Here is a 23,929-nt window from a genome sequence, read left to right on the forward strand (position 1 = left end):
CCGACTACCCCTGGAGCCACGGAACATGGCCAAAGCCCTGCACATCGCCAGCCTGCTGGTACAGGTCCGCCCCGAACTGTTCGAGGCGGTGAAGGCCAACCTGCGCCGCCTCGACGGCCTCGAACTGCACCAGGAAAGCCCGCTGGGCAAGCTGGTGGTGGTGCTGGAGGCCGAGCACGAGCGGCAGATTCTCGAACGCATCGAGCAGATCAACGCCCTGCCCGGCGTGCTCAACGCCGCCCTGGTCTATCACGAACTCCTCGCCGCCGAAGGGGACCAACAATGAAGCTTTCCCGCCGTCAATTCGCCAAGGCCAATGCCGCCGCCATCGCCGCGGCCGCCGCCGGCCTGCCGCTCGCCAGCACGGCGAGCAACCTGGTCACCGAGGCGGACATGACCCGCCTGGACTGGAACAAGGCGCCCTGCCGCTTCTGCGGCACCGGCTGCAGCGTGATGGTGGCGACCAAGGACAACCGCGTGGTGGCCACCCACGGCGACGTCAAGGCCGAGGTCAACCGCGGCCTGAACTGCGTCAAGGGCTACTTCCTGTCGAAGATCATGTACGGCGTCGACCGCCTGACCCAGCCGCTGCTGCGCATGCAGGACGGCGCCTACCACAAGCAGGGCGAATTTCAGCCGGTGAGCTGGGAGCAGGCCTTCGACATCCTGGCGCAGAAGACCAAGCAGGCGATCGCCGAGCACGGCCCCGAGGCGGTCGGCATGTTCGGCTCCGGGCAATGGACGGTGTGGGAAGGCTACGCCGCCAACAAGCTGATGAAGGCCGGCCTGCGCAGCAACAACATCGACCCCAACGCGCGCCACTGCATGGCCTCGGCGGTGATGGGCTTCATGCGCACCTTCGGCATGGACGAGCCGATGGGCTGCTACGACGATATCGAGGCAGCCGACGCCTTCGTCCTGTGGGGCTCGAACATGGCCGAGATGCACCCGATCCTGTGGAGCCGGGTCACCGACCGCCGCCTGAGCCATCCGCATGTGCAGGTGGCGGTGCTGTCGACCTTCGAACACCGCAGCTTCGACCTGGCCGACATCCCCATGGTGTTCAGCCCGCAGAGCGACCTGCTGATCCTCAACTACATCGCCAATCACATCATCGAAAGCGGCGCGGTGAACCAGGACTTCGTCGCCCGGCACACCAGGTTCGCCAAGGGCACCGACGATATCGGCTACGGCCTGCGCGCCGACCATCCGCTGGAGCAGCAGGCCAAGAACGCGGCCAAGGCCAACACCTGGAGCGACATGTCGTTCGAGGCCTTCGCCGCCTTCGTCAAGCCCTACACCCTGGAGCGCACCGCCAAAGAGAGTGGCGTGCCGGCCGAGCGGCTCAAGGCCCTGGCCGAGCTGTACGCCGATCCCAAGCGCAAGGTCATGTCGTTCTGGACCATGGGCTTCAACCAGCACACCCGCGGGGTGTGGGCCAACAACCTGATCTACAACCTGCACCTGCTCACCGGCAAGATCAGCGAGCCGGGCAACAGCCCCTTCTCGCTCACCGGCCAGCCCTCAGCCTGCGGCACCGCGCGCGAGGTGGGCACCTTCGCCCACCGCCTGCCGGCCGACCTGCTGGTGAGCAACCCCAAGCACCGCGAAACCGCCGAGAAGATCTGGAAGCTGCCGCCGGGCACCATCCAGGAGAAGGTCGGCTTCCACGCCGTCGAGCAGAGCCGCAAGCTGAAGGACGGCGTGCTCAAGGTCTACTGGACCCAGGCCAGCAACAACATGCAGGCCGGGCCGAACATCATGCAGGAGGTGCTGCCGGGCTGGCGCAACCCGCAGGCCTTCGTCGTGGTCTCCGACGTCTACCCCACCGTCTCGGCCCAGGCCGCCGACCTGATCCTGCCCAGCGCCATGTGGGTGGAGAAGGAAGGCGCCTACGGCAACGCCGAGCGCCGCACGCAGTTCTGGCACCAGCTGGTCAAGGCGCCGGGCGAGGCCAGATCCGATCTCTGGCAGCTGGTGGAATTCTCCAAGCGCCTGACCACCGACGAGGTCTGGCCCGCCGAGCTGCTGGCCAAGGCGCCGGCCTACAAAGGCAAGACCCTGTACCAGGTGCTGTTCGCCAACGGCCAGGTCGACCAGTTCCCGCGCGAGCAGATCGAGGCCGGCTACGCCAACGACGAGGCCGAGGCCTTCGGCTTCTACCTGCAGAAGGGCCTGTTCGAGGAATACGCCCAGTTCGGCCGCGGCCACGCCCACGACCTGGCGCCGTTCGACGCCTATCACGCCGAGCGCGGCCTGCGCTGGCCGGTGGTGGACGGCGCGGAAACCCGCTGGCGCTACCGCGAGGGCCTCGATCCCTATGTCGAGAAAGGCAGCGGCGTGCAGTTCTACGGTCACCCGGACAAGCGCGCGATCATCTTCGCCCTGCCCTACGAGCCGCCGGCCGAGGCACCGGACAGCGACTACCCGTTCTGGCTCAGCACCGGCCGGGTGCTGGAGCACTGGCACACCGGCAGCATGACCCAGCGCGTCGAGGAACTGCACGGCGCGGTGCCCGACGCCCTGGTCTACATGCACCCGGACGACGCCAAGACCCTCGGCGCGCGGCGCGGCAGCGAGGTCAAGCTGGTCAGCCGGCGCGGCGAGATACGCGCCCGGGTGGAAACCCGCGGGCGCAACAAACCGCCGCGCGGCCTGGTGTTCGTGCCCTTCTTCGACGCCAACAAGCTGATCAACAAGGTCACCCTGGACGCCACCGACCCGATCTCCAAGCAGACCGACTACAAGAAGTGTGCGGTGAAGATCGAACTGGTCAGCCTGGCCTGAGGAGCATCGCCATGAGCCTGCGTCATCTGCCCCTGCTACTGCTCGCCGCCTTCGGCCTGGCCGTCGCGGCCGAGCTCGACTACCCCCTCGACGCCCCGGCGCCGGACGGCCGCCGTCCCGGCGGCACCCTCAGCCAGACGCTACCGGCACCGGTGATCGCCAACGAGGAAAACAAGGACCTCAAGCGCGAGCGCAACTACCCCGAACAGCCGCCGACCATCCCCCACAGCATCCGCGGCTACCAGGTCGACGCCAACGGCAACAAGTGCCTGGCCTGCCACAGCCGCGCCAACAGCGCGCGCAGCCAGGCGCCGATGATCAGCATCACCCACTACATGGATCGCGACGGCCAGGCACTGGCGGCGGTGTCGCCGCGGCGCTACTTCTGCAACCAGTGCCATGTGCCGCAGAAGGAAGTGCAGCCGCTGGTGGGCAACAGCTTCCAGAACATCGACCAGTTGCTGCAGGGTGAAGCGGCCGGCGCGGCGCAGCCCTGAGGAGAATTCATGAAGTCATTACTGGCCCTGCTCAAGGACTACTGGGGCATCCTGCGTCGCCCGAGCGTGCACTACAGCCTGGGTTTTCTGACCCTCGGCGGCTTTATCGCCGGGATCATCTTCTGGGGCGGCTTCAACACCGCGCTGGAGGCGACCAACACCGAGCAGTTCTGCATTTCCTGTCACGAGATGCGCGACAACGTCTACGTCGAGCTGCAGGACACCATCCACTACAGCAACCGTTCCGGGGTGCGCGCCACCTGCCCGGACTGCCACGTGCCGCACCAGTGGACGGACAAGATCGCGCGCAAGATGCAGGCGTCGAAGGAGGTCTGGGGCAAGATCTTCGGCACCATCAACACCCGCGACAAGTTCCTCGCCATGCGCCGCGAGCTGGCCGAGCACGAATGGGCGCGGCTCAAGGCCAACGACTCGCTGGAGTGCCGCAACTGCCACAACTTCGACTACATGGACTTCACCAAGCAGAGCCCGCGCGCCCGGCAGATGCACTCCAGCGCCCTGGCCGACGGCTCCGCCACCTGCATCGACTGCCACAAGGGCATCGCCCACCAGCTGCCGGACATGAGCGGGGTGCCGGGTTGGTGAGCGGGCGCAATATTTCGATTAGGTTGGGTTGAGGCGCGTAGCGCCTAAGCCCGACGAATCAAGGAGCGTCGCGCGGAGCACTGCGTGTTTCCCCATTGGGCTTCGCAGCGCTCAGCGCCAACCTACCGACGAGCCGGCCACAACCTGGGGCGCGCGGGGCCGCGCGCACCGCGCACCGAGCCGTAGGTTGGGTTGAGGCGCGCAGCGCCGAAGCCCAACGAGTCAAAGAGCGTCGTGCGGAGCACTGCGTGCTCCCTGTTGGGCTTCGCTGCGCTCAGCGCCAACCTACGACCAGCGCCCAAGTTGCTTGGGGCAACGCGCCCTTATTCGCCGCGCAAGCGCTCGAGATGCGCCAGCAGGCCGGCAGCGGTCTGCTCGCCGACCAGGCGCTCGCGCAGCTTGCCGTCGGCGTCGACTATATAGGTCACCGGCAGCACGTCGTTGCGCGGCAACTGGAAGCGCGGCGCCGGGTCGACGGTGAGCACGGTGAAGGCGATGCCGAAGGCCTCGGAGACGCGCTTGAGATCCTCGCCCGCAAGGCCATCGAAGTTGACCCCGAGCACCCGCGCCGAGCGCCCCTCGAGCTGTTTGGCCAGGGCGTTGAGTTCGGGAATCTCGGTGCGGCAGGGGGCGCACCACTCGGCCCAATAATTAATGACTAGCCACTGGCCATCGAGACTGTCAGCCGGTACCTTTCGTCCATGCTGGTCGAGGCCGAAGTCCTCGGCGCAGCCAGCCAGCAGCAGACCGGCGCAGATACCTGAAACAGCCTTGCAGACCATCCGGAGCCGTAAGCCCATGTATTCGATCCTCGTCCACCCGGGGTTGATATGACGCTGGATGCCCTGCGCCTGGAAGTACCCGACATCCAAGAAGACGGCGCCGCCGCGCCGGCAGAAATCGCCGAACAGCTCGCCGCCGCCCGCCACCTGGAGCCCGAACACGGCCTGCAACAGGTGCTCGGCCTGCTGTTCACGCTCAACCGCAGCGGCCTGACCTTACTGGAAAGGCAGCGCGCGCTGCAAAATTTCAGCGACGAATACCGCCACTACGCCGCCCTGCTAGGCCGCGGCTACGCGCCGAGCACACTGTTCGTGCGCCTGTGCGGCGAGCTGGCGATCGGCTTCAAGCGCCTGCTGCTGCAGATCCTCCAGGGGCGCCAGCCATCGCGCCCGCACCTGGCCTGGTGCCTGTACATGGCCCAGCACTTCCTCGCCCAGCAGTTGCTGCGCCACTTCCAGCTGTACCGGGAGCCGCCGACGGCGCTGTGGCGCGACAGCCATCTGTTGTACTGGATCGGCGAACACCAGCAGTGCCTGGACGAACCGGTCGCCGCCGCCTTCCAGCCCAGGCCGGCCAACACCCTGCGCGGCCTGTACCAGCAGATGCTGCTGCTGGCCCTGAGCAACCCCTTCCACCTGGCCGAAGGCGAGTGCGCCACCCTGTTCGCCGCCCTCGCACCCCTGGCCGGCCTGGCACGCCTGCTGTCCTGGGACGAGGAGGACGAGGCCGAGGGCCCGATAGTCGATCTCAGCGAGTCGCAGGCCTGCCTGGCGTTCGAGCAGCGCATCGAGGGCGACAAGGCCTACCTGCGCCGCTTCGAGCTGGGCGCCCTGCTGATCGCCCTGCACGAGCCGGCACCGCTGCAGAGCCAGGCCGAGCGCCAGTTGCTCGAACAGGTGCGCCAGCACTGGCTGGGGCGCCAGCAACGCCGCCACGAACGCGCCGAGCTCGACGGCCAGTGCAGCCTGGTGATCGGCCTGCCGGCCATCCACGCCCAGTTGCTGGACAAGCTGCCGCAGCGCACCGAAGCCCATATCCTCGACGCCAGTCCCGGCGGCGCGCGTCTGCTGTGCAATGCCGACGAGGGCGGTCAGCTGCAGGTCGGCCAACTGGTGCTGCTGCTCACCAACGGCACCCCGACCCTGGCCCTGGTGCGCTGGCGCCACCTCAACAGCGAGGGTCTGCACCTGGGCCTGCGCTATCTCAAGGGCCTGCCGCGCCCGGTCTGGCTGCGCCGCGCGCCCAATGCCCAGACCCACCCCGGCGTGCTGCAGAGCACCCCGGCGCCGGGCAACGGCTGGCACCACGGGGTGTGGCTGCCCAACGGCCAGTTCGCCGCCGGCGAGCACCTCTGGCTGCAACTGGCCAGCGTGCACAACCAGGCGATCCTGCCGCTGCCGGCGAGCAACCTGGAGACGCCCTCGGTCAGCCGTCATCCCTTGAAACTGGCCTGAAAACCAGCGCAAAGCCTGCTGCGTTAAAAACAGGCTCGGACTGCTTACTCGGAAAGTCGAGCGCGACTCCGAGCGGATCTCGCCTGTTCTTGCGGGGCCGCCATCGGTATTGCATGCCTCTGGCTCGCGAGGCCTTGAGCAGGTTCCGATACGCGAAACTGCGAGGCCAGTCACGCCGCCTGTCTGCAGAGTGCACAGTTTCGGCCGTGGCGGCCTGCTTATAATTCATGGCACTGGTGTTTCATTTAATTCGCTATCAGCCTGGAATCCCGTCATGTCCCAAGCACAAGACAAGCTGATCGGCTCCGTGCCCTCGCGCATCGTCGACGTCGCCCGCCTGCAGGTCACGCCCTACGAGGGCCGGGTGGCCGAATACAATGTCGCGGCCTGGCTGCAACTGCCGGGCCTGGCCAACCTGCCGGTGTCGCTGCTGGTCAGCTACCGCGACGGCGACAAGCGCCGCGAGGTCAACGTCGACCACGGCAAGGTCAGCGCCCAGGGCAAGATCCTGCTGTCGGGCATCGCCCGCATGCCGGTCAAGCAGAAGATCGAGGACATGCAGGTACGCCTGCGCTCGGCGGTGCCGGCACAGAGCCTGGTGGTCGAGGAGTTCTTCGTCCAGGCCGTCGAACTGGCCAGCAGCGAGAACCGCCAGGCCATGGCCTGAGCGCCTGACGAATGGCTGCCGAACCCCGCGCTCAGTCGCGGGGTTTTCGTTTCAACCGGAGGAAACCCCGGGGCTGGCCGGTAACGGCGGCGACGCCTCGGCCGGTGGCTGCGCATCCTGCTCGGCATGCGCCAGCAGCGACTCCGGCCAGCGCGCGAAGTGCAGCCCGGTGATGCGGTTGAGCCGCGTCAGCGCCCCCTGCGGGTCACGCCGATGCAGATGGATTACCTTGTCTTTGCGACCCGTCATTACTGCCAATACCCTTAGCGACCCCTGCCCTGCTGGCAGTTCGATAGCAACTGATACTGCCTTAGCCAGAAGCGTGCCAGCCCATCCTTAGCCCCATCGCCTGGCGTCCAGGCCATCGCCATGACAGCGCTGCGGAAGACGGACGCCGCAAACTGACGTTTTTTGTCACCCGCCATCCCTGGCGGTGCCCCTTCGGGCCGTCGCTGCGCGACGCCAAGAATTTCTCCCGGAAATTCTTTGTGTTCGGCACACCCATGTGCCTCACCCCTGCGGGGCTTGCGCGCAAAAATGCTCCCGGCATTTTTGTCACCCCGGCCCTGCCAGCCAGTCCGCCAGGCTGGCGCCGAACAGCTCGGCGCGCTCGGCCTGCAAGCGCTCCAGCGCCTGACGCAACGCCGGGAACCAGGGCTCGTCGAGCTGCGCCGGCAACTGCGCCAGGCGCGGCAGCGGCCAGGGGCTGCGCTCCAGCAGCTGCTGCAGGCTGAAGCGATGCAGGTCGCGGCACAGCACCCAACCGCCGCTGGCGCGACAGGCCAGTTGCTCGCGCTCGAGAAAATCCAGCACCTCGCCCCACTCGTCTTCCGGCAAGCTCCAGCCGGCGCGTTGCATATCCGCATGGCGCAGCGCCTCGCCGCGTTGCTGGCGCTGCAGCAACAGGCGCAGCACGCCCAGCAGCACCAATGTGCGCGGCAACGGCTGACGCCGCCAGTGACGCGGCTGCGACAGCCCGTAGACCAGCTCGGCGCCGAGCAGCACGATCAACCAGGACAGGTAGATCCACAGCAGAAACAGCGGCACCGTGGCGAAGGCGCCGTAGATCAACTGGTAGCCGGGGAACAGGCTGACATAGAGGCCGAACAGCGACTTGGCCAGCTCGAACAGCAGCGCGCTGAACAATCCGCCGAGCAGGGCATGGCGCAGCGGCACGCGGGTGTTGGGCACCGCCGCATAGAGCAGGGTGAAGGCCGCCACGCTGGATAGCAGCGGCATGAAGCCGAGCAGCGTCTTGGCGCCGAGCAGCGCATCCGGCCCGGAGATCAGCGACAGCGAGGTGATGTAGGTGCTGACGGCGAAGCCGGCGCCGAGCAGCAGCGGGCCCAGGCTGAGAATCGCCCAGTACAGCAGGAAGCTGGACATGCCGCGGCGCGGCTGGCGCACCCGCCAGATGTGGTTGAAGGTCTTCTCGATGGTCACCAGCATGAGGAAGGCGGTCACCGCCAGCAGCCCCACGCCGAGCCAGGTCAACTGCCGCGCCTGCACGGTGAACTCGCGCAGGTACTGCTGCACCGTCTCGCCGGTGGAGGGCACGAAGTTGCGGAAGATAAAGCCCTGGATATCCTCGCCGACGTTCTGAAAGGCCGGGACGGCGGAGAGCATGGCGAAGGTCACGGTCATCATCGGCACCACCGCGAACAGCGTGGTGTAGGTCAACGCCGCGGCGCTGCCGGCACCGCGATTCTGGACGAAACGCCGAGACAGGGTCAGCCAGAACTCCAGCCAATCCTTCACGCGATGGTGCATGCCCTCTCCTTAGCTAACCACAGCCAACCGACCCGGTTAGAATAGCCGCCACTTCAAGCCGGATGCGACCCACCATGACCGACCTGACCCTCTATCACAACCCGCGCTGCTCGAAATCCCGCGGCGCCCTGGAGCTGCTCGAAGCCCGCGGCCTGCAGCCGACCGTGGTGCGCTACCTGGAAACCCCGCCCAGTGCAGACGAACTTAAGACCCTGCTGGACAAGCTGGGCATCGCCGCGCGGGAGCTGCTGCGCAGCGGCGAGGACGAATACAAGACCCTGGGTCTGGCCGATGCCAGCCTCAGCGAGGCACAGCTGATCGAGGCCATGGTGCGCCATCCGAAACTGATCGAACGGCCGATCCTGGTGGCCGGCGACAAGGCGGTGATCGGCCGTCCGCCGGAGAAGGTGCTGGAGCTGCTGGCATGAGCGCGCCCTATATCCTGGTGCTCTACTACAGCCGCCACGGCGCTACCGCGCAGATGGCCCGGCAGATCGCCCGCGGCGTCGAGCTGGCCGGCCTGGAGGCACGCCTGCGCACGGTGCCGGCGGTGTCCAGCGAATGCGAGGCGGTGGCCCCAGCCATTCCCGACGAGGGCGCGCCCTATGCGACCCTGGACGACCTGAGGCACTGCGCCGGCCTGGCCCTGGGCAGCCCGACCCGTTTCGGCAACATGGCCGCCCCGCTGAAATACTTCCTCGACGGCACCAGCAGCCTGTGGCTGACCGGCGAACTGGTGGGCAAGCCCGCCGGCGTATTCACCTCCACCGCCAGCCTGCACGGCGGCCAGGAAACCACCCTGCTGTCGATGCTGCTGCCGCTGCTGCACCACGGCATGCTGGTCTGCGGCCTGCCCTACAGCGAGTCGGCGCTGCTCGATACCCGCGGCGGCGGCACCCCCTACGGCCCCAGCCACCACGCCGGCGGCGACGGCAAGCGGCCGCTGGACGAACACGAGATCGCCCTGTGCCGCGCACTCGGCCAACGCCTGGCGCAAACCGCCGGCAAACTGGAGAACTGATGTGGCCCGCGCGAAGAAACCGCTGCCCAGCCTCGACTGGCTGCAACCCCGGCTGAAGCTCAGCCGCGCCCTCAGCCTGCTGAGCTTTTTCGCCCTGCTGGCGCTGCTGCTGGTGTGGAACCTGGCCTTCGCCGACCTGCACGGCGCCCGCATCGGCGTGGTCCTGGCGATCCAGCTGCTGCCGCTGGCGCTGCTCGCCCCCGGCCTGCTGCTGGGCAACGCCCGCACCCACGCCTGGGCCTGCTTCGTGGTCAATCTCTACTTCATCCAGGGCGTGCTGGCCGCCATCGACCCGGCCCGCGCAGTGTTCGGCGCCCTGGAAGCGGTGATCAGCCTCGGCCTGTTCTGCAGCGCCCTGCTCTACACCCGCTGGCGCTTCCAGTACGACCGCAAGCTGGCCGGGGAATAGGCGCAACTCGAGGCGTAGCCCGGATGCAATCCGGGAATGACGGGGTCCTGGCCGCGGAATGCATCCGGGCCAGGGCGTCTACCAGCCCAGGGTTTCCTTGAGGAAGGGAATGGTCAACTTGCGCTGGGCCTGCAGCGAGGCCTGGTCGAGGCGTTCGAGCAGTTCGAACAGCGCGCTCATGCTGCGCTCGCCACGGGTGAGGATGAAGCGCCCGACCTCGTCGCTCAGTTGCAGGCCGCGGCGCGAGGCGCGCAGTTGCAGGGCGCGCAGCTTGTCCTCGTCGGCCAGCTCGTGCAGCTGGAACACCAGCGCCAGGGTCAGCCGCGACTTCAGGTCCGGCAGTTGCACCGGCAGTTCGCGCGGCGACACGGTGCCGGCCAGCAGCAGGCGCCGACCGCTGTCGCGCAGGCGGTTGAACAGGTGGAACAGGCCCTCCTCCCAGTCGCTGCGCCCGGCCACCGCGTCGAGATCGTCGAGGCAGACCAGCTCGCACAGTTCCAGGTTGTCGAGCAGCTCAGGCCCGTGCTGCACCACCTCGCCCAGCGGCAGGTAGACCACCGCCTCGCCGCGCTGCTCGAAGCGCAGGCAGGCGGCCTGCAGCAGATGGCTGCGGCCGACGCCCTCGGCGCCCCAGAGGTAGATCAGGCTTTCCGTCCAGCCGGCGTCGGCCTCGCACAGCCGCTCGACATAGCCCAGCGCCGCGGCATTGGCGCCGGGGTAGTAGTTGGCAAAGGTGGCGTCGTCACGCAGACGTACGCCGAGGGGAAGCTGGATTGGTTTCATGCCGGGCTCGGCGGTTCGTCGGAACCGCTGTTGGACTCTCCGTAAAGGCCGGAAAGTTTATACAAATCATGGGCATGGCGCAGCAGAACCATGATCACCGCCGCCACCGGCAGGGCCAGCAGCACGCCGGTGAAGCCGAACAGCTGGCCGCCGGCGAGGATGGCGAAGATCACCGCCACCGGATGCAGGCCGATGCGGTCGCCCACCAGCAGCGGGGTCAGCAGCATGCCTTCGAGCAACTGGCCGACCATGAACACGGCGGCGATACCGAGCAGCGGATAGGGCTCCAGGCCGAACTGGAACAGCGCCGCGGTGACCGCCGCGCCGATGCCGACGATAAAGCCCATATAGGGCACGATGCTGGCCAGACCGGCCAGCACGCCGATCAGCAGGCCCAGTTCCAGACCCACCAGCATCAACCCGGCGGCGTAGATGACGCTCAGCGCCAGCATCACCAGCAACTGACCGCGCAGGAAGGCGCCGAGCACCTCGTGGCACTCGCCCACCAGCCTGACCACCAGCGCCTCGCGCTGGCGCGGCAGCAGGCGGCGCAAGCGCTCGACCAGCAGGTCCCAGTCGCGCATCAGGTAAAAGCTCACCACCGGGATCAGCAGCAGGTTGCCCAGCCAGGCGAGCAGCGCCAGGCCCGAGGACGTGGCCTGGGCCAGCACCGTCTTGAGCACGTCGGTGGTCTTGCCCAGGTGCTCGGAGAAGGCCGCCTTGAGCTGGTCGAACTGCCAGAAGTCGTCGTTCAGGCCGAAATGTGCCTGCGTCCAGGGCAAGGCGGTGCCCTGCAGCCAGTCGAGTATTTCCGGCGCTAGCTGGTACAGCCGCGCCAGCTGGCGGCCGAGCATGGGCACCAGCACCAACAGCAGCACCAGCAGCGCCAGGCCGAACAGGGCGAACACCACCGTCACCCCGGCGGTGCGCGACAGGCGCTGCCGTTCGAGGCGATCGACCAGCGGATCACCCAGGTAGGCCAGCAGGATGCCGATCAGAAAGGGCGAGAGAATCGGTTGCAGCAGGTACAGCAGCCAGGCGAGCAGGAACAGCCCAGCCATCCATAGCCAGCGGGTGGAATCGGTCATGCTCGCTTCCTCGATGCGAAACGGCGCCCGACCGGCGCCGCGGATGGGGCCCTGGCGCGGCACATGGCCAGGGCGCTGCAGTTTACCAGCGGAAACGCAGTTGGTTGCTGCGCGGCAGCACCTGCGGCGCCGCTGCTGTGCCGGCGTCGGCGCTGTCGACCGGCACAGCGGCGCCCTGCGGCTCGGCCACCTCCTGCAACTGGCCCAAGGCCAGTTGCGCACGCAGTTGTTCCGGGCTGGCGCTGACCTGGTAGGTCAGGCGCTGCCCGTCGATCGACTGCAGGCGCGCGGCGAACGGCTCGAGCAGGCGCTCCAGGGCGGCGAAACGGCTCAGGTCGGCGCCTTCGATCACCAGGGTCAGGCTCTCGGCCGCGCCCGGCTTGACCAGAAAACGCGGGGCCAGGCGCTGGCTGACCGCCAGCAGCACCGCATCGGCCAGCGCTGCCGGATCGGCGGCCTCGGCCTTGCCCTGCTCGCGCTCGTCGCCCAGCCACAGGCGCCAGGTCGCCTGCCAGGTGCCGCCGCTCTCGCTCGCCTGCACCGCCAGCAGGGCGTCGGCGGCGTAGCGTTCGGAGGCCTCGCGCAGCGCCTGCGGATCGTTGGCCGCCAGGGCCTCCGGCGTGGCCAGCAGCTGCTCGCTGAGGTCCCCCAGCGGCAGGCGCAGCGGCAGGCCGCGGTGCTGGGCGGCGTCGCGCAGCATCGTCGCGGGACCCTGGCTCTCGCCGATCAACTGGCTGCCCTCGGCCGACTCGGCGAGCCACCAGGTGAGAATCGCCGGGCGATTGGCCCCCCACAGGGCCAGCCCGGCCTGGCGCAGCTGGCGCTCGGTGCTGGCCGGGTCGAACTCCACCAGCAGCACATCGCCCTCGTAGCCGTACTGGCTGACGATCTGTTGCGGATCCTGGCGCAGGCCCTCCAGCTTGGCACTCTGCAGCGCCTCGGCATCGCCGGTCAGGCGCTGCACCAGGGTCTGCAGGGCACGCTGCATGGCCGCGTCGCGGGTCTCCGGCTGCTGGTCGGCCACCGCCTCGCGCACCTGATACAGGCCGGCGACCGGCGCGGCCAGGGCCGGCAGGCACAGCAGCGACAGACAGAACAGGATCGGGCGGACGGACAGGCGCATGACGGGCTCTCGCAGACGGGTGATGGCACGGAGTCCGTGCGCAAAGGCGTATACCTTAAACAGCCGCTCCAGCCCCGGCAACCTGAGCGCTTGCCCGCGACGAAGCGCATGCACGCGAGTGGCCGCTACCGGGCAAGCCTGATAAAATCGCGCGCCTTCGCCAGCCGGTGCATGCGCCGGGCCCCTGCACGGGCCCCGCCACATCGGCGCCTACACGAACTCCCCATCCAAAGGCCCGGATCTATGAGCAAGCAACCCTCCATCAGCTACAAGGACGCAGGCGTCGACATCGATGCCGGCGAGGCCCTGGTCGAACGCATCAAAGGCGTGGCCAAGCGCACCGCGCGTCCGGAAGTCATGGGGGGCCTGGGTGGCTTCGGCGCCCTGTGCGAGATCCCGGCCGGCTACAAGCAGCCGGTGCTGGTGTCCGGCACCGACGGCGTCGGCACCAAGCTGCGCCTGGCGCTGAACCTGAACAAGCACGACAGCATCGGCCAGGACCTGGTCGCCATGTGCGTCAACGACCTGGTGGTGTGCGGCGCCGAGCCGCTGTTCTTCCTCGACTACTACGCCACCGGCAAGCTCAACGTCGACGTGGCCGCCACCGTGGTCACCGGCATCGGCGCCGGCTGCGAGCTGGCCGGCTGCTCCCTGGTCGGTGGTGAAACCGCCGAGATGCCGGGCATGTACGAAGGCGAAGACTACGACCTGGCCGGCTTCTGCGTCGGCGTGGTGGAGAAGAGCGAGATCATCGACGGCTCCAAGGTGGTCGCCGGCGACGCGCTGATCGCCCTGCCCTCCTCCGGCCCGCACTCCAACGGCTACTCGCTGATCCGCAAGATCATCGAAGTCTCCGGTGCCGACATCGAACAGGTACAACTGGACGGCAAGGCCCTGGCCGACCTGCTGATGACGCCGACGCGCATCTACGTCAAGCCGCTGCTCAAGCTGATCAAGGACACCGGCGCGGTCAAGGCCATGGCCCACATCACCGGCGGCGGCCTGCTCGACAATATCCCGCGCGTACTGCCGCAAGGCGCCCAGGCCGTGGTCGACGTGGCCAGCTGGCAGCGCCCGGCGGTGTTCGACTGGCTGCAGCAGCAAGGCAACGTCGACGAGCACGAGATGCACCGCGTGCTCAACTGCGGCGTCGGCATGGTCATCTGCGTCGCCCAGGACCAGGTCGAGACCGCCCTGGCCAGCCTGCGCGCCAGCGGCGAAGCGCCCTGGGTGATCGGCCAGATCGCCGTGGCCGGCGAAGGCGCGGCCCAGGTTCAGCTGAACAACCTGAAAGCCCACTGATGCCCTGCAACGTCGTCGTCCTGATCTCCGGATCGGGCAGCAACCTGCAGGCGCTGATCGACAGCAGCGCCGATGACGGCAATCCGGCGCGCATCGCCGCGGTGATCTCCAACCGCGCCGATGCCTACGGCCTGCAGCGCGCGCAGGCCGCCGGGATCGCCACAACGGTGCTCGATCACAAGCAGTTCGACGGCCGCGAGGCGTTCGACGCGGCGCTGATCCAGGCCATCGACGCCCACCAGCCCGAGCTGGTGGTGCTGGCCGGTTTCATGCGCATCCTCACCCCGGGCTTCGTCCAGCACTACGCCGGCCGCCTGCTGAATATCCATCCCTCGCTGCTGCCCAAACACAAGGGCCTGCACACCCATCAGCGGGCGCTGGAGGCCGGCGACACCGAGCACGGCTGCAGCGTGCACTTCGTCACCGAGGAACTCGATGGCGGCCCTCTGGTCGTACAAGCTGTGCTGCCGGTTGCCGCAGACGACAGCGCCGACAGCCTGGCCCAACGCGTGCACCGCCAGGAGCACCAGATCTATCCGCTGGCCGTGCGCTGGTTCGCCGAGGGCCGCTTGCGTCTTGGCGCCCAAGGCGCAATGCTGGATGGCCAGCCGCTGCCCGCCAGCGGCCACCTGATTCGAACCTAGGAGACTCTATGCGTCGTGCCCTGCTGTTCGCCCTGACCCTGCTCAGCCTGCCCGCCCTCGCCAGCGAGCTGCAACCCTTCTCCGCCAGCTACACCGCGGACTGGAAGCAGCTGCCGGTCAGCGGCAGCGCCGAGCGCAGCCTCAAGCGCGAGGACGACGGCCGCTGGACCCTCAATTTCGAGGCCTCGATGCTGGTCGCCAGCCTCACCGAGCAAAGCACCTTCCGCGTCGACAACCAGGCCCTGCTGCCGCTGACCTACCGCTTCAACCGCAGCGGCCTGGGCAAGGGCAAGACCGTCGAGCAGGACTTCGACTGGGAACAGAAGCAGGTGCTCGGCAACGACCGCGGCGACGCGGTGCGCTTCCCGCTCAACCGCGGCCTGCAGGACAAGTCGACCTACCAGCTCGCCCTGCAGCAGGACGTCGCCGCCGGCAAGCAGAGCATGAGCTACCAGGTGGTGGACGGCGACGAGATCGAGACCTACGACTTCCGCGTGCTCGGCGAGGAAGTGGTGCGCACCAAGGCCGGCCTGATCGACGCGATCAAGGTCGAGCGGGTGCGCGACCCCACCCAGAGCGCGCGCAAGACCGTGCTGTGGTTCGCCAAGGACTGGGGCCACCTGCTGGTGCGCCTGCACCAGGTGGAGAAGGACGGCAAGGAATACCAGATCATGCTCAAAGAAGGCACGGTCGACGGCAAGCCGGTCGAAGGCCGCCGCGACTGACTTCGAGCGAAACACGAGAGCCGGGCGCCTGCCCGGCTTTTTTCTGTCCGCACGATGGGCGCGTCGGAGCGCATCGGGGACAGGCTTGCAGCGCGCCTCGATCCGCACGCACGACGCAGCCTGCGCATAGGGCAGCATTTCGCCCGGCAATGATGCCTGCGTTCTGCCACGCGCGGCCCTAGGCTGGAGACCCGATCAGCCAACTCCGAGGCCTCCTCCATGCATCGCTATTTCTCCCTTGCCGGGCGTACCGCCCTGGTCACCGGCGGCACCCGCGGCATCGGCCTGATGATCGCCAAGGCCTTCGTCGAGGCCGGCGCCCAGGTCTATATCTGCGCCCGCGACGGCGAGGCCTGCGCGCAGACTGCCGCCGAGCTGTCGGCGTTCGGCCACTGCCAGGGCCTCGCCGCCAACCTGGCCAGCGAGGAAGGCGTGCAGGCGCTGGCCCGCGAGCTGGGCGAACGTATCGAGCACCTGGACATCCTGGTCAACAACGCCGGCACCACCTGGGGCGCACCGCTGGAAAGCTACCCGGCCAAGGGCTGGGAAAAGGTCATGCAGCTCAATGTCACCTCGGTGTTCGGCTGCATCCAGCAGTTGCTGCCGCTGCTGCGCAAGGCCGGCTCGACCGACTGCCCGGCGCGGGTGATCAATATCGGCTCGGTGGCCGGCATCAGCGCCATGGGCGAGCAGGCCTATGCCTACGGCCCGAGCAAGGCGGCGCTGCACCAGCTGTCGCGGATGCTGGCCAAGGAGCTGGTGGGCGAGCACATCAACGTCAACGTGATCGCCCCCGGCCGCTTCCCGAGCAAGATGACCCGCTTTATCGCCGAGGACGAGGCGGCGCTGGCCGCCGATACCGCGGTCATTCCCATGCAGCGCTGGGGCCGCGAGGACGAGATGGCGGCGCTGGCCCTGAGTCTGGCCGGCAGCGCCGGGGCCTATATGACCGGCGCCATCATCCCCATCGACGGCGGTTTTCATCTGGGTTGAGCCCGCCGGGGTCGGCGCGCGGCGCACCCGGCCGCCGCGCCGTCAGCGTAACGGATTGAGCGCCAGCAGGTCGGCCTCGATGGCGTCCTGGCGTTCGATCAGCGGTTCGACCAGCGGCCGGCTGGCGAGAAAATGCGGCGTGCGCATATGCGCCTCGAAAGCCGCCTCGTCGACGTAGACCTCGTACAGCCAGACCAGATCCGGGTCGCTGCGGTCGCGCAGCACATCGAAGGTCAGGCAGCCGGGCTCGTCGCGCACCGAGGCGGCGGCGTTGACGCGCATGGCGTCCATGAAGGCAGCGAAGCTACCCGGCTTGAGCTGGGTCTTGAGCAGCAGGCAGTACACAGCGAACTCCTTTATGTCTTATATTGATAGACAAATTGTATACATAATGGAGTGCCCGCACATGCTCGAACGTCCTTCCCGCCTCAATGGCCTGCGCCACCTGGCGCTCCTGGTGCCCAATCTGGAGGAATGCGAGCGCTTCTACGTCGAGGTGCTGGGCATGCAGGTGCTGCACCGCGCCAACCAGGACCTGGTCTACCTGACCTGCGGCAACGACAACCTGTCGCTCGGCCGCGCCTATGCCGAGAGCCATGGCGTGCCGCTGGTCGATCATTACGGTTTCATCGTCGACAGCGTCGAGGAGCTGGAAGCCTGGTACCAGTACCTCAAGGCCCGCTGCGTGACCCTGCTGGATCGCCCCTTCGACCACGGCGACGGGGCGCGCAGCTTCCATCTGCTCGATCCGGCCGGCAACAAGGTGCAGCCGCTGTACCACCCGGCGCTGTCCGGGCAGCGTTTCAGCCAGGCGCAACCATAAGTGTCACTTCGCCGCAGACTGGATTAGCGGCGCCGAACCTTGGTTGCGCGGGCGCAGACGAAAGTCGTGCACCGCGTAACACACCAAGGGATCCACCGAATTGTCCCGATCATGGGTTACGCACCATGGGATTGTCGCCTCATAGGGTGCGCCACCACGCGAACGGGTCACTGACTTACTCATCGCAGCCGCGCAGCAGACGGCCGATCATCTCCAGGGAATAACCGCGATAGGCGAGAAAGCGCCCCTGCTGGGCGCGCTCGCGAACATCGCCCGGCAGCTGGCCGCCGTACTTGCGCTGCCAGGTCTCGCGCAGCTGTTCGAACCAGTCGATGCCGCTGTCGCGCAGCGCCTGGTCGATGTCGCCGCGCGCCAGACCGCGCTGGCCCAGCTCTTCGCGAATGCGCTGCGGGCCATAGCCGGCGCGGGCGCGGTAGGCGACGAAGCTTTCCAGGTAACGCGCCTCCGAGAGCAGGCCCTCTTCGGCCAAACGCTGCAACGCAGCCTCGATCAGCGCCTCGGGGGCGCCGCGTTTGCGCAGCTTGCGCGTCAGCTCTACCCGTCCATGTTCGCGCCGCGCCAGCAGATCCATGGCCGCCCGCCTGACGGCGAGCGGGTTATCCAGCACCACGGACATGCTGCGTAGGCTTAGAAGTCGACTTCGGCGTCGGCCAGGTCATCGACCGAGGCTTTCACCGGTGCACCGCCGACCAGCAGCTTCTCGCGAACCTGGCCCTCGATGGCGCGCGCCACTTCCGGGTTGTCTTCCAAGTACTTGGCCGCGTTGGCCTTGCCCTGGCCGATCTTGTTGCCCTGGTAGCTGTACCAGGCACCGGACTTCTCTACCAGGCCCTGCTGCACGCCCAGGTCGATGATCTCGCCGTTGCGGTAGATGCCCTTGCCGTAGAGGATCTGGAACTCGGCCTGGCGGAAGGGCGGCGCCACCTTGTTCTTGACGATCTTCACGCGGGTTTCGCTGCCCACCACTTCCTCGCCTTCCTTCACCGCGCCGGTGCGGCGGATGTCCAGGCGCACCGAGGCGTAGAACTTCAGCGCATTACCGCCGGTGGTGGTTTCCGGGCTGCCGAACATCACGCCGATCTTCATGCGGATCTGGTTGATGAAGATCACCAGGCAATTGGCGTTCTTGATGTTGCCGGTGATCTTGCGCAGCGCCTGGCTCATCAGACGGGCCTGGAGGCCGACGTGCATGTCGCCCATCTCGCCTTCGATTTCCGCCTTGGGCACCAGGGCTGCCACGGAGTCGACGATGATCACGTCGACGGCATTGGAACGCACCAGCATGTCGGTGATTTCCAGCGCCTGCTCGCCGGTATCCGGCTGCGACACCAGCAGGTCGTCGACATTCACGCCGAGCTTGCCGGCATAGTCGGGGTCGAGGGCGTGCTCGGCGTCGACGAAGGCGCAGGTGGCCCCCATCTTCTGCGCTTCGGCGATCACCGACAGGGTCAGGGTGGTCTTACCGGAGGATTCCGGCCCGTAAATCTCGACGATCCGGCCCTTCGGCAGGCCGCCAATGCCCAGGGCGATGTCCAGGCCCAGCGAGCCGGTGGAGATGGCCGGAATGGCCTGGCGCTCATGGTCGCCCATGCGCATTACCGCGCCCTTGCCGAACTGCTTCTCGATCTGACCCAGGGCAGCCGCCAAGGCGCGCTTCTTGTTCTCGTCCATTTGTATCCTCACGTGCTCAAGGCCTCAGCGGCCGCCGACAACTGTATAAGTAGACAGTATTATTCCACAGGGCAAGTCGCCCGCCTACCCCATTACCGGATTTTCCTCGGCCAGCAAGCGCAAAAGCCCCGCCAGTGCGGCCTCGACCGTTTGTCGGCGCACTTCGCCGCGATCACCGGGGAAGTGTTTGCGCATGCTGTACAGGCGCTCGCCGTCGCCCCAGGCCAGCCATACGGTGCCCACCGGTTTCTCTGCCGAACCGCCGTCGGGCCCCGCCACGCCGCTGACCGCCACCGCGTAGCGCGCCCCACTGCGGGCCTGGGCGCCGCGCACCATGGCCTCGACCACCTCGCGGCTGACTGCGCCGACGGTGCCGAACAACTCGGCCGGCACGCCCAGCTGCTTGCTCTTCTGTGCGTTGGAATAGGTGACGTAGCCGGCTTCGAACCAAGCCGAACTGCCGGGGATACGGGTGATTGCCTCGGCGATGCCGCCGCCAGTGCAGGACTCGGCGGTGCTGACCTGGGCACCGGCGGCTTGCAACTGCCGGCCGAGCTGCGCGGCCAGGTGACTGATGGAATCCATATGCTCTCCGGGGTGAAACGGGCCAGGCCGATACCCTACACTAGGCGCTTTTGCGATTTAAGCCGGACAGTCGAGACCATGACGGACCTCTCCCAGCACACCCCGATTGTGTAATTAGACTGCTGGCGCGCAGCCACAAAATCATAATAAAACTCTTAAAAATCAAAAACTTAAATCAATAACGCTGACCTGCGACATAGCGCGAATCGGGCCTGAAATAGCGTGTTTTGGCGGGTGATTTACCCCAAATTTACCCCACGAAATCGCTTCGCAATCAGGAGCAAAGCGTGGCGTGTAATGTATTGAAGGCGTTTACCGCTGACACAACAGAAGCCTGCGCGCCCCGCTTGCTGGTAACGCCTGTGAGATCAGCGGAATAACGGTCCTGCTGTTTCCTCCCGCCCTATCATGGCCTCGAGTAGCGGCGGCGCATTGCTGCGCCGCCGCCCCTGAGAACCGGACGTGCGAGTCACCCCGCATCCGGCTCAAGCCATTCTTCAGTACCAGAGCTTGGCACCGAACAGTTTGACAGAGCGTTTCGAGGCTCGACGGCGGGCCAGGTATTCGGCCCATGTCGGATCGAACGGATTGGCCGTTCCAGGGACTTTGACGTGGCGAGTGATTGCCACCGTCATCGCACGAAACAGCAGAAGGCCGACAGTCTTGCCGTCAGCAGAGCCTTTCGTGGAGAAGTCACCATTTCGGTCTCCGATCGTCTGGAAGTACCGCTTCCTGATCCACCCTGCACTTTTGGCGGGATGCCTGCGCTTTGCCCATCTCTAGAGCATATGCCAGATGGAATCATCGACTCGATTAAAGGTTGCTTTTGCCTGATTACGCCGTGCTTGTCCGCGCTGCCGCTTAGCCTGCTGCTTCGCATGCAGCGTCTGAGCCGCCGTCACCATGCCAACTGCCTGGCCGCTCAAGTTCAAGCGCGGCGCATTCTCTGTCATGTATGCCCAGTACCGACTTCCTCAGCACCAGGTAGCGATGCCCTACTTGAGCTGTTCGCTGGATATTCCGAGCAGCTCCAGGTGTTGCTCGGCATCGTTGAGAATGCCCCTTCTTCAGCGGAACCTTGGGGGCCGGATTGACCGGGAAGGCCAATGGAAAGTGCTTCTGCAGTCGCCAGATCGCCCCGCAGCGACATTGTCCACGCCTTCTTCCCGTCCCGCCGGGGGCCTGCTGCCATTAGTTCGGACGCTGATCGACTTCCTGGCTGAGCACATCAGGCCATAGCCATCGACGGGTTTCTCAGGGCTCCAGGCCGTCGATGAAGATGGCGATGGCCTCGTCGATCAGTTGCTGCCGTTCCGCGCGCGAGGGGGACTCGATCAGGCCGAGCAGACACTGCAACTGGAACTTCCCGGTCAGCGCATCGAGAAAGATCACGGCCCGCCGCTCGGCACTGCCGGGCGCCACCAGGCCGGCGCCTTCGGCCCAGCTGAAGTACTCCGCGAGGCATCGGTAGGCGGTGCCCGGCGCGGCGTCGAAGAACGACCTGGCCGCCTCGGGCGCGCGCGGCGCCTCGGCGACGATCAAGCGGTGCAACGCCGTGGTGCGAGGCGCCAGCACCACATCGAGGAAGGTCTCGGCGATGGTCGCCAGGGCTGCGCGCAGGGGCTTGCGCTTGAGATCCATATGGGTCAGCGGGTTGACGATCTCTTCGCACAGTCGCGCGATGATCGCCGCGAAGAGGCCGTCCTTTCCCCCGAAGTAGGCGTAGAAGGTGCGCTTCGAACCGCCGATCCGCGCGATCAGGCCGTCCACGCTCACGCCTGCGTAGCCGTCCTCCAGGAACATCTCGGTGGCGACATCGAGAATGTGCCGTCGCTTGGCGGCCTGGCGGGGGCTTTCCAACTGGGTCATGGGCGTTTCCAAGGCTGCGGGGCGCCATAGCCTAACCCGCGCCACTCAAGGCTTCCAGCGAGCTTATTCGACGAATGAGCATAAATATCAGAATTTTTATTCCTCATGAATCTTGATTTCCCTCTTGACCGAGTGGGGTTTAGAGATCAAATTTCACTCAAAGGGTACGGTACCGTACCGTACCTCTCCAACAAACAAGAACAACAGAGGAACTCGCCATGCGTTTCACCCAATTCCTGGAAGGGTCCCACAAGGGGCTGGCCGTCGAACTGTCCGGCAAGCTGTATGGCCTCGCGGAACAGGAGGACGGTTTTCCCGGCACGCTGCACGACCTGCTCAAGGCCGGTCCGGACGCCCTAGCGGCCGCCCATCGGTGCCTGAGCCAGGCCCGCGAGCTGGACCCGGCTGCGATCCGCTACCTGCCCCCCATTGAGCGCCCCGGCAAGATCGTCTGCGTAGGGCTCAACTACGCCGATCACACCAAGGAAAGCCCGTACGAGCAGCCCACCTATCCCACCTTCTTCCCGCGCTTCTCCACCACCCTCGTCGGCCACGGCGAACCCATCATCCGCCCGAACGTTTCCGAGCAGCTGGACTATGAAGGCGAACTGGCGGTGATCATCGGTCGCGGCGGCCGTCATATCGGCAAGGCCCGCGCCCTGGAGCACGTCGCCGGCTACTCGATCTTCAACGAGGCCTCGGTGCGCGATTACCAGTTCAAGTCGCCGCAATGGACCATCGGCAAGAACTTCGATGCCACCGGCGCCTTCGGCCCGACCTTCGTCTCCGCCGACGAACTGCCGCCCGGCGCGCGCGGCCTCGGCCTGACCACCCGCCTCAACGGCAAGATCGAGCAGCAGGGCAACACCGCCGACCTGATCTTCGACGTCGCCGAGCTGATCGCCACCCTCAGCGAAGCCGTCACCCTGGAACCGGGCGATGTCATCGTCTCCGGCACCCCGGCCGGCATCGGCTGGGCCAGGCGCCCGATGCTGTTCATGCAGGCCGGCGATCTGTGCACGGTCGAGATCGAAGGCCTCGGCATGCTGAGCAATCCCATTGCCAACGAAGCCCCGCAGGCCTGACGACCTTCCGCGCCGTTCGCACGAGGAAGACTGATCGCGCCGGCACCCCTGGGGGTGCCGGCCGGCTCGACACCCGCTGACCGCCGACACCCGTTCGGGCCCCGCTGCCGGGCCCGCGGGCCCGGCCGTCCCGGAAAAGAGCCAGCCCGTCCTTCCCGGCGAACGCCAGATCAACGCATTCGTTGCCGGATACCTGCCGCGCCCGGCCAAGGAGGAGCAGCCATGCTGCGCATCAAAGACATCAACCACGTGATCTACCAGCACCAGGACCTCGACGCCATCGAGCATTTCCTGACCGACTTCGGCCTGGTCGTGGCTCATCGCACCGAGCACCGCATCTACCTGCGCGGCACCGGTCCGCTGCCCTATGTGTACATCGTCGAGCGGGCCGCATCGACCGGGCTCAGCGCCATCGCGTTCGCCGTGGAAAGCCTGGACGACCTGCAGACCGCCACACGCTTTCCGGGGGCGTCCGCTATCCAGCCGCTGGCGCATCCGGGCGGCGGGTACTGCGTGACGCTGCACGACCCGGCGGGGCGCAGGATCGACCTGGTGCACGGGATAGAAAGCGTCGAAGCGCTGCCCCAGCGCGCCGCCCTGACCCTCAACTCCGCCGAGGAGAAACGGCGCTTCGGCGACGTGCAGCGCCCAGCCAAGGGGCCGGCCCAGGTGATGCGCCTCGGCCATGTCGCCATCGGCGTGGCCGACATGGCCAGGATGCTGCGCTGGTACCGCAGCGTGCTCGGCATGCTGCCATCGGACCTGATCGTCGAAGGGGACGATGACAGCTGCCCGGCCGCCGCCTTCCTGCGCCTGGATCGCGGTAGCCAATGGACCGACCACCACACCATCGCGCTGTTCCAGGCGGGCAAGGACGTCGTCCACCACGCCTCCTTCGAGGTGCAGGACTTCGACGCCCAGTGCATCGGCCACCAGTGGATGACCGAGCGGGGCTGGAACCCGTTCTGGGGCGTCGGCCGGCATGTGCTCGGCAGCCAGATCTTCGACTACTGGAGGGACCCCTCGGGCAACCTGATCGAGCACTTCACCGACGGCGACCTGTTCAACCACGCCTCGCCGATGAACCACATCCAGGCCTGCGATTCCAGCCTCTATCAGTGGGGGCCGCCGATGTCCGTGGAGTACTTCCTCGGCGGCTGCGGCGAGAGGGAAACCCTTGCCCCGCGCCCGGACTCCCTGCGCAAACGCAGCGTTCAGTAACC

At 67.0% G+C, this 23,929-nt stretch carries 27 protein-coding genes and 1 pseudogene; 16 read left to right on the top strand and 12 right to left on the bottom strand.

The features are described from left to right. The first annotated feature begins 25 nt into the window (after positions 1 to 25). From EA796_RS10770 to EA796_RS10785, 4 genes are read left to right on the top strand one after another with little or no spacing between them, the layout of a single operon-like run. Positions 26 to 286, top strand: a complete 261-nt coding sequence (locus EA796_RS10770) for a chaperone NapD (protein ID WP_122108613.1) — start codon at positions 26 to 28, stop codon at positions 284 to 286. After that, positions 283 to 2,787: a nitrate reductase catalytic subunit NapA gene (gene napA / locus EA796_RS10775; RefSeq protein ID WP_122108614.1), complete on the top strand. Its 2,505-nt coding sequence runs from the start codon at positions 283 to 285 to the stop codon at positions 2,785 to 2,787. The genes EA796_RS10770 and napA overlap by 4 nt, the downstream gene beginning before the upstream one ends. A gap of 11 nt (positions 2,788 to 2,798) precedes the next feature. Further along, positions 2,799 to 3,284, top strand: a complete 486-nt coding sequence (locus tag EA796_RS10780) for a nitrate reductase cytochrome c-type subunit (protein ID WP_021446427.1) — start codon at positions 2,799 to 2,801, stop codon at positions 3,282 to 3,284. A 9-nt stretch (positions 3,285 to 3,293) separates the two neighbouring features. Continuing rightward, positions 3,294 to 3,890, top strand: coding sequence for a cytochrome c3 family protein (locus EA796_RS10785; protein WP_021446428.1), 597 nt, complete (start codon positions 3,294 to 3,296; stop codon positions 3,888 to 3,890). Between the two features lie 323 nt (positions 3,891 to 4,213). Here EA796_RS10785 and EA796_RS10790 read toward each other — a convergent pair whose 3' ends face one another. Next, positions 4,214 to 4,672, bottom strand: coding sequence for a TlpA disulfide reductase family protein (locus EA796_RS10790; protein ID WP_021446429.1), 459 nt, complete (start codon positions 4,670 to 4,672; stop codon positions 4,214 to 4,216). Positions 4,673 to 4,720: 48 nt separating this feature from the next. Between EA796_RS10790 and EA796_RS10795 the strand changes: the two genes are divergently transcribed. Together EA796_RS10795 and EA796_RS10800 are read left to right on the top strand one after the other, a co-directional pair. Continuing rightward, entirely contained in the window at positions 4,721 to 6,127 is a 1,407-nt protein-coding gene (locus EA796_RS10795; protein WP_122108615.1) for a PilZ domain-containing protein, read from the top strand. 274 nt (positions 6,128 to 6,401) lie between these two features. After that, a complete protein-coding gene (locus tag EA796_RS10800; RefSeq protein ID WP_122108616.1) occupies positions 6,402 to 6,794 on the top strand; it encodes a hypothetical protein in 393 nt (130 codons plus the stop codon). Positions 6,795 to 6,845: 51 nt separating this feature from the next. Here the strand turns inward: EA796_RS10800 and EA796_RS10805 are convergent, their stop codons facing one another. Both EA796_RS10805 and EA796_RS10810 read right to left on the bottom strand, forming a co-directional pair. Then, positions 6,846 to 7,043, bottom strand: a complete 198-nt coding sequence (locus EA796_RS10805; RefSeq protein WP_021446432.1) for a hypothetical protein — start codon at positions 7,041 to 7,043, stop codon at positions 6,846 to 6,848. Positions 7,044 to 7,349: 306 nt separating this feature from the next. Then, positions 7,350 to 8,564 (bottom strand): virulence factor BrkB family protein, encoded by a 1,215-nt coding sequence (locus tag EA796_RS10810; RefSeq protein ID WP_122108617.1) that lies wholly within the window; start codon positions 8,562 to 8,564, stop codon positions 7,350 to 7,352. A gap of 74 nt (positions 8,565 to 8,638) precedes the next feature. Here EA796_RS10810 and arsC point away from each other — a divergent pair, with 74 nt between their 5' ends. From arsC to EA796_RS10825, 3 genes are read left to right on the top strand one after another with little or no spacing between them, the layout of a single operon-like run. Continuing rightward, positions 8,639 to 8,992, top strand: a complete 354-nt coding sequence (arsC, locus tag EA796_RS10815) for an arsenate reductase (glutaredoxin) (RefSeq protein WP_122108618.1) — start codon at positions 8,639 to 8,641, stop codon at positions 8,990 to 8,992. Continuing rightward, the gene (gene wrbA, locus EA796_RS10820) at positions 8,989 to 9,585 is read left to right on the top strand and encodes an NAD(P)H:quinone oxidoreductase (RefSeq protein ID WP_021446435.1); all 597 of its coding nucleotides are present in this window, start codon (positions 8,989 to 8,991) and stop codon (positions 9,583 to 9,585) included. Before arsC ends, wrbA begins: the two co-directional genes overlap by 4 nt. Before the next feature lies 1 nt (position 9,586). Further along, a complete protein-coding gene (locus tag EA796_RS10825; protein WP_122108619.1) occupies positions 9,587 to 9,994 on the top strand; it encodes a DUF2069 domain-containing protein in 408 nt (135 codons plus the stop codon). Positions 9,995 to 10,072: 78 nt separating this feature from the next. Here EA796_RS10825 and hda read toward each other — a convergent pair whose 3' ends face one another. The 3 genes from hda to EA796_RS10840 all read right to left on the bottom strand — a co-directional run bounded on the left by hda (position 10,073) and on the right by EA796_RS10840 (position 12,988). Further along, complete coding sequence (gene hda, locus EA796_RS10830) at positions 10,073 to 10,777, bottom strand: DnaA regulatory inactivator Hda (protein WP_031304327.1); 705 nt, start codon at positions 10,775 to 10,777, stop codon at positions 10,073 to 10,075. Next, complete coding sequence (locus tag EA796_RS10835; RefSeq protein WP_021446438.1) at positions 10,774 to 11,865, bottom strand: AI-2E family transporter; 1,092 nt, start codon at positions 11,863 to 11,865, stop codon at positions 10,774 to 10,776. The genes hda and EA796_RS10835 overlap by 4 nt, the downstream gene beginning before the upstream one ends. A gap of 82 nt (positions 11,866 to 11,947) precedes the next feature. Continuing rightward, on the bottom strand, positions 11,948 to 12,988 hold the full coding sequence (locus EA796_RS10840; protein WP_122108620.1) for a DUF2066 domain-containing protein: 1,041 nt from the start codon (positions 12,986 to 12,988) through the stop codon (positions 11,948 to 11,950). 243 nt (positions 12,989 to 13,231) lie between these two features. Here EA796_RS10840 and purM point away from each other — a divergent pair, with 243 nt between their 5' ends. The 4 genes from purM to EA796_RS10860 all read left to right on the top strand — a co-directional run bounded on the left by purM (position 13,232) and on the right by EA796_RS10860 (position 16,652). After that, the gene (gene purM / locus EA796_RS10845) at positions 13,232 to 14,290 is read left to right on the top strand and encodes a phosphoribosylformylglycinamidine cyclo-ligase (protein WP_122108621.1); all 1,059 of its coding nucleotides are present in this window, start codon (positions 13,232 to 13,234) and stop codon (positions 14,288 to 14,290) included. Continuing rightward, positions 14,290 to 14,934, top strand: coding sequence for a phosphoribosylglycinamide formyltransferase (gene purN / locus EA796_RS10850; RefSeq protein WP_122108622.1), 645 nt, complete (start codon positions 14,290 to 14,292; stop codon positions 14,932 to 14,934). Before purM ends, purN begins: the two co-directional genes overlap by 1 nt. A gap of 8 nt (positions 14,935 to 14,942) precedes the next feature. Next, entirely contained in the window at positions 14,943 to 15,659 is a 717-nt protein-coding gene (locus tag EA796_RS10855) for a DUF3108 domain-containing protein (protein ID WP_122108623.1), read from the top strand. Between the two features lie 219 nt (positions 15,660 to 15,878). Then, entirely contained in the window at positions 15,879 to 16,652 is a 774-nt protein-coding gene (locus tag EA796_RS10860; protein ID WP_122108624.1) for an SDR family oxidoreductase, read from the top strand. Between the two features lie 42 nt (positions 16,653 to 16,694). On the opposite strand, the gene EA796_RS10865 is transcribed toward EA796_RS10860, so the two are convergent. After that, on the bottom strand, positions 16,695 to 16,997 hold the full coding sequence (locus tag EA796_RS10865) for a putative quinol monooxygenase (RefSeq protein ID WP_122108625.1): 303 nt from the start codon (positions 16,995 to 16,997) through the stop codon (positions 16,695 to 16,697). A gap of 61 nt (positions 16,998 to 17,058) precedes the next feature. Here EA796_RS10865 and EA796_RS10870 point away from each other — a divergent pair, with 61 nt between their 5' ends. Beyond that, on the top strand, positions 17,059 to 17,475 hold the full coding sequence (locus tag EA796_RS10870) for a VOC family protein (RefSeq protein WP_122108626.1): 417 nt from the start codon (positions 17,059 to 17,061) through the stop codon (positions 17,473 to 17,475). 175 nt (positions 17,476 to 17,650) lie between these two features. Here the strand turns inward: EA796_RS10870 and recX are convergent, their stop codons facing one another. From recX to EA796_RS10895, 5 genes and pseudogenes are all read right to left on the bottom strand, one after another. Then, complete coding sequence (gene recX / locus EA796_RS10875; RefSeq protein WP_021441849.1) at positions 17,651 to 18,112, bottom strand: recombination regulator RecX; 462 nt, start codon at positions 18,110 to 18,112, stop codon at positions 17,651 to 17,653. 11 nt (positions 18,113 to 18,123) lie between these two features. Next, positions 18,124 to 19,167, bottom strand: a complete 1,044-nt coding sequence (recA, locus tag EA796_RS10880) for a recombinase RecA (protein ID WP_122108627.1) — start codon at positions 19,165 to 19,167, stop codon at positions 18,124 to 18,126. Between the two features lie 84 nt (positions 19,168 to 19,251). Beyond that, positions 19,252 to 19,752 (bottom strand): CinA family protein, encoded by a 501-nt coding sequence (locus EA796_RS10885; protein WP_122108628.1) that lies wholly within the window; start codon positions 19,750 to 19,752, stop codon positions 19,252 to 19,254. Between the two features lie 779 nt (positions 19,753 to 20,531). Further along, positions 20,532 to 20,889 (bottom strand): annotated as a pseudogene (locus tag EA796_RS10890) (ProQ/FinO family protein); the annotation flags it as partial. Positions 20,890 to 21,006: 117 nt separating this feature from the next. Beyond that, entirely contained in the window at positions 21,007 to 21,621 is a 615-nt protein-coding gene (locus EA796_RS10895; protein ID WP_122108629.1) for a TetR/AcrR family transcriptional regulator, read from the bottom strand. 218 nt (positions 21,622 to 21,839) lie between these two features. On the opposite strand from EA796_RS10895, the gene EA796_RS10900 reads away from it, so the two are divergent. Continuing rightward, positions 21,840 to 22,706 carry a fumarylacetoacetate hydrolase family protein gene (locus EA796_RS10900; RefSeq protein WP_122108630.1) on the top strand — a complete coding sequence of 289 codons (867 nt, stop codon included), beginning with the start codon at positions 21,840 to 21,842 and terminating at the stop codon, positions 22,704 to 22,706. A gap of 222 nt (positions 22,707 to 22,928) precedes the next feature. After that, positions 22,929 to 23,927, top strand: a complete 999-nt coding sequence (locus EA796_RS10905; RefSeq protein WP_122108631.1) for a 2,4,5-trihydroxytoluene oxygenase — start codon at positions 22,929 to 22,931, stop codon at positions 23,925 to 23,927. Positions 23,928 to 23,929: the final 2 nt, after the last annotated feature.

The sequence above is a fragment of the Pseudomonas sp. AOB-7 genome (genome assembly GCF_003696305.1).
Taxonomy (GTDB): Bacteria; Pseudomonadota; Gammaproteobacteria; order Pseudomonadales; family Pseudomonadaceae; genus Aquipseudomonas.

Excerpts from the sequence above, each read along its gene's own strand:
- recX (WP_021441849.1), bottom strand. The coding sequence starts at position 18,112 with ATGTCCGTGGTGCTGGATAACCCGCTCGCCGTCAGGCGGGCGGCCATG.
- EA796_RS10905 (WP_122108631.1), top strand. The coding sequence starts at position 22,929 with ATGCTGCGCATCAAAGACATCAACCACGTGATCTACCAGCACCAGGAC.
- EA796_RS10770 (WP_122108613.1), top strand. The coding sequence starts at position 26 with ATGGCCAAAGCCCTGCACATCGCCAGCCTGCTGGTACAGGTCCGCCCC.
- recA (WP_122108627.1), bottom strand. The coding sequence starts at position 19,167 with ATGGACGAGAACAAGAAGCGCGCCTTGGCGGCTGCCCTGGGTCAGATC.
- napA (WP_122108614.1), top strand. The coding sequence starts at position 283 with ATGAAGCTTTCCCGCCGTCAATTCGCCAAGGCCAATGCCGCCGCCATC.
- wrbA (WP_021446435.1), top strand. The coding sequence starts at position 8,989 with ATGAGCGCGCCCTATATCCTGGTGCTCTACTACAGCCGCCACGGCGCT.
- EA796_RS10785 (WP_021446428.1), top strand. The coding sequence starts at position 3,294 with ATGAAGTCATTACTGGCCCTGCTCAAGGACTACTGGGGCATCCTGCGT.
- purN (WP_122108622.1), top strand. The coding sequence starts at position 14,290 with ATGCCCTGCAACGTCGTCGTCCTGATCTCCGGATCGGGCAGCAACCTG.
- EA796_RS10790 (WP_021446429.1), bottom strand. The coding sequence starts at position 4,672 with ATGGTCTGCAAGGCTGTTTCAGGTATCTGCGCCGGTCTGCTGCTGGCT.
- EA796_RS10870 (WP_122108626.1), top strand. The coding sequence starts at position 17,059 with ATGCTCGAACGTCCTTCCCGCCTCAATGGCCTGCGCCACCTGGCGCTC.
- EA796_RS10885 (WP_122108628.1), bottom strand. The coding sequence starts at position 19,752 with ATGGATTCCATCAGTCACCTGGCCGCGCAGCTCGGCCGGCAGTTGCAA.
- EA796_RS10805 (WP_021446432.1), bottom strand. The coding sequence starts at position 7,043 with ATGACGGGTCGCAAAGACAAGGTAATCCATCTGCATCGGCGTGACCCG.
- hda (WP_031304327.1), bottom strand. The coding sequence starts at position 10,777 with ATGAAACCAATCCAGCTTCCCCTCGGCGTACGTCTGCGTGACGACGCC.
- EA796_RS10800 (WP_122108616.1), top strand. The coding sequence starts at position 6,402 with ATGTCCCAAGCACAAGACAAGCTGATCGGCTCCGTGCCCTCGCGCATC.
- EA796_RS10810 (WP_122108617.1), bottom strand. The coding sequence starts at position 8,564 with ATGCACCATCGCGTGAAGGATTGGCTGGAGTTCTGGCTGACCCTGTCT.
- EA796_RS10780 (WP_021446427.1), top strand. The coding sequence starts at position 2,799 with ATGAGCCTGCGTCATCTGCCCCTGCTACTGCTCGCCGCCTTCGGCCTG.
- EA796_RS10860 (WP_122108624.1), top strand. The coding sequence starts at position 15,879 with ATGCATCGCTATTTCTCCCTTGCCGGGCGTACCGCCCTGGTCACCGGC.
- EA796_RS10900 (WP_122108630.1), top strand. The coding sequence starts at position 21,840 with ATGCGTTTCACCCAATTCCTGGAAGGGTCCCACAAGGGGCTGGCCGTC.
- EA796_RS10835 (WP_021446438.1), bottom strand. The coding sequence starts at position 11,865 with ATGACCGATTCCACCCGCTGGCTATGGATGGCTGGGCTGTTCCTGCTC.
- EA796_RS10840 (WP_122108620.1), bottom strand. The coding sequence starts at position 12,988 with ATGCGCCTGTCCGTCCGCCCGATCCTGTTCTGTCTGTCGCTGCTGTGC.
- EA796_RS10795 (WP_122108615.1), top strand. The coding sequence starts at position 4,721 with ATGACGCTGGATGCCCTGCGCCTGGAAGTACCCGACATCCAAGAAGAC.
- EA796_RS10895 (WP_122108629.1), bottom strand. The coding sequence starts at position 21,621 with ATGACCCAGTTGGAAAGCCCCCGCCAGGCCGCCAAGCGACGGCACATT.
- arsC (WP_122108618.1), top strand. The coding sequence starts at position 8,639 with ATGACCGACCTGACCCTCTATCACAACCCGCGCTGCTCGAAATCCCGC.
- purM (WP_122108621.1), top strand. The coding sequence starts at position 13,232 with ATGAGCAAGCAACCCTCCATCAGCTACAAGGACGCAGGCGTCGACATC.
- EA796_RS10855 (WP_122108623.1), top strand. The coding sequence starts at position 14,943 with ATGCGTCGTGCCCTGCTGTTCGCCCTGACCCTGCTCAGCCTGCCCGCC.